2 protein-coding genes are annotated in these 2720 nt (G+C 39.7%); both read right to left on the reverse strand.

The window, feature by feature from the left end; genetic code table 11:
• Positions 1–235 precede the first annotated feature (235 nt).
• Positions 236–925: a phosphate regulon transcriptional regulator PhoB gene (gene phoB / locus CXF78_RS19485; protein ID WP_011638217.1), complete on the reverse strand. Its 690-nt coding sequence runs from the start codon at positions 923–925 to the stop codon at positions 236–238.
• Between the two features lie 570 nt (positions 926–1495).
• Positions 1496–2440, reverse strand: coding sequence for a porin (locus CXF78_RS19490; protein WP_011638218.1), 945 nt, complete (start codon positions 2438–2440; stop codon positions 1496–1498).
• Positions 2441–2720 lie beyond the last annotated feature (280 nt).

Here is a 2720-nt window from a genome sequence, read left to right on the forward strand (position 1 = left end):
TAAAACAAGCAATAAAGCTAACCGGAAAAATAAACGATATCCAGAGTACGAGATAAACATAGGCTACCTAAATACGAAAGTAACGCCGCCAACACATTCAGTGCCGTTACTGATTATTAGGGCTAACGAGGAACCACAAGATAGCCTAAATCGACTATTATGGCTAGACAGCGAAAAAAACAGTTTTAAAAAGCCCTGCTTAATATAGCAGAACTTTTCAAGCAGCCAATACGAATTACATTCTGGTTGAAAATCGATAACCAGCACCACGAACAGTTTGGATCAATTTATCATGTCCACCCTCTTCTACGGCTTTTCGTAAACGTCTGATGTGCACATCGACAGTTCGATCTTCAACATACACATTGGTGCCCCAAACGTTATCGAGTAACTGTTCACGGCTGTAAACTCGCTCAGGATGAGTCATAAAGAAATGCAACAAGCGAAACTCTGTCGGTCCCATATCGAGCACGGCGTCACCAACGGTCACTCTGTGACTCACAGGGTCGAGTTGTAATCCTTGCACATCAATGGTTTCTTCTAATCGCGTAGGTGCGCTTCTGCGTAAAACGGCTTTAATTCGTGCGACGAGTTCTTTAGGTGAAAAAGGTTTAGTTATATAGTCATCAGCGCCCACTTCAAGGCCTTTGACTTTATCTTCCTCCTCCCCACGTGCTGTCAGCATAATAATGGGGATCTGACGAGTAAATTCATCTTGCTTTAAACGTTTAGCTAATTGGATGCCACTACCACCAGGGAACATCCAATCCAATAAAATTAAGTCAGGGTATGGCTCTTTAAGCAACTCAATTGCTGAATCAAAATCTTCAGCTGCAGCTGTCGTAAAACCATGTTGATCCATCACAAATGTCAGCATCTCACGGATTGCTGATTCATCTTCTACTATTAATATCCTAGCTGTCATATTGGGTTTCTACGTTAATTTGCCACGAGACTATTATTGGACACTTTTGTTACAGATTTATGATCTAACAGCTAATACTGGCATTAAATACGCCTTTTTGTCATAAAAAATTCATTGCTGTTAATGTGATGTAACTTCAAAACAAGCAGCAAGCCGTGATTAAATAACCTGCTAACCCGGTAATTTAGTGTATTTCATTGGCCATAGTGCCAATAAAACGGGTAAATAAAGCTTATCAACACAAAAGAATAACGGTGAAATAAAGGCTAAAAGATATTATTTATAGGGCACTTTAATACCACTGTGAGGTTCAGTAATCTCAACTCAAGCTAATAAGTGGATCACTAATTCCCTTTACTCCGCTATCAGCGCAGCACCAGCTTACAACAGGTATTCCATTACACACCAATACGTTTGTGAGCAATACATAGACTTATTTGAGGTTTCAGACACAAAATAACATCGTTACTATCGACTCCTCTGCTATTTTATTCCAGTGGTGAAGATTAAACGAAAAAAAGGGCCTAAGCCCTTTTTTGGTTATAACCTAAATCCACATACTCATTCAGATTAAAATTTGTGCTCTAAACCTACACCGATATAACTATCATCTTGATCATTTGAATCAAATGAGTTGGCAGTGTAGAAAGCAAACAACTTAGTAGGCTTACCTAATTTGTAATCAGCGCCGACAGACCATGAATTACCTTTATTTTCCATGTCTTGGTATTGGGCTTTTAAGGTCACATCATTGATTCCATAAGCCGTGCTTAATACGAAGCCATCATCTTTGATACCACTGTCTAGTTTTTCTTGTTGCTGGTACATACCGCCAATGACTAGACCTGCTATTTTGCCCTGAACCGTGGCGCGAGCAGTGTCGTAACCTTTTACTTTTGAATCATAGGCAATCGCTGCATATATTGGTGTGCTTTTTAGGCCTGCATCACCGTACATAACAGCCATACTCACACCATCTTCACCAGTAGTATTGTCACCAACAACTTGGTCTGAATCACCAGATGCAACATAAGTCACACCTGCTTGGAAATCACCAAACATTGGCGTGTAGTAAGTGGCAGTTTGTGCCATGCGGTTTTCACCTTTAAACATGGTCTTCATATCGCCAGCAAGGTCGTTGAACTGATCGACTTTACCTTGTGAAACTTTTAACATCGTGTCGTTACGACCAACAGATACGGCACCAAAGTTACCTTTTAAACCAACAAATTGGTTACGGGCTTTAAAGTTTTCTTTAGTATCGTCACCGGTATCGACTTCATACTCGATAGTGTAGAAAGCTTCAAGCTTCTGACTTAATTCGAACTCACCAGTCACACCAAAGCGTGATGCATTACTTTGAATAGTCGTTTCAGTTTCATCGTTAACATCATTTGATTGTGCTGTTACATTTAACTTGCCGTAAACTTGAAGAGGATCTGCGGCGTATGCACTTGAAGCTACTGAGACTGCCATTGCAGAGGCTAATAGAGTTTTACAAAAAACGTTCATCATTTCATCCTTTCGACGCTAAATTCGTCATGGTTATTGGTTTGGAACGAGCGGAATTCTGCCTCTAAAATGTTTCAGAAATATTTCACTACTTGATTAATGACTTATATTCGTCGACATTTCAGCGATAAAAATATTCGAAACCTAGCTATAACAGTAGTTTCAGGATGTTAAATTCAATTGTGACAATTTGATGAATTCTGATTTGTACGATTGCAATTAGCCTTGCAGAGCACTTTTTTGGAGGTTTACCGCTTCGCTTCTATCCCGTAAACTTAGCTTA

Source organism: Shewanella sp. 11B5, from assembly GCF_002836795.1.
Taxonomy (GTDB): Bacteria; Pseudomonadota; Gammaproteobacteria; order Enterobacterales; family Shewanellaceae; genus Shewanella; species Shewanella frigidimarina.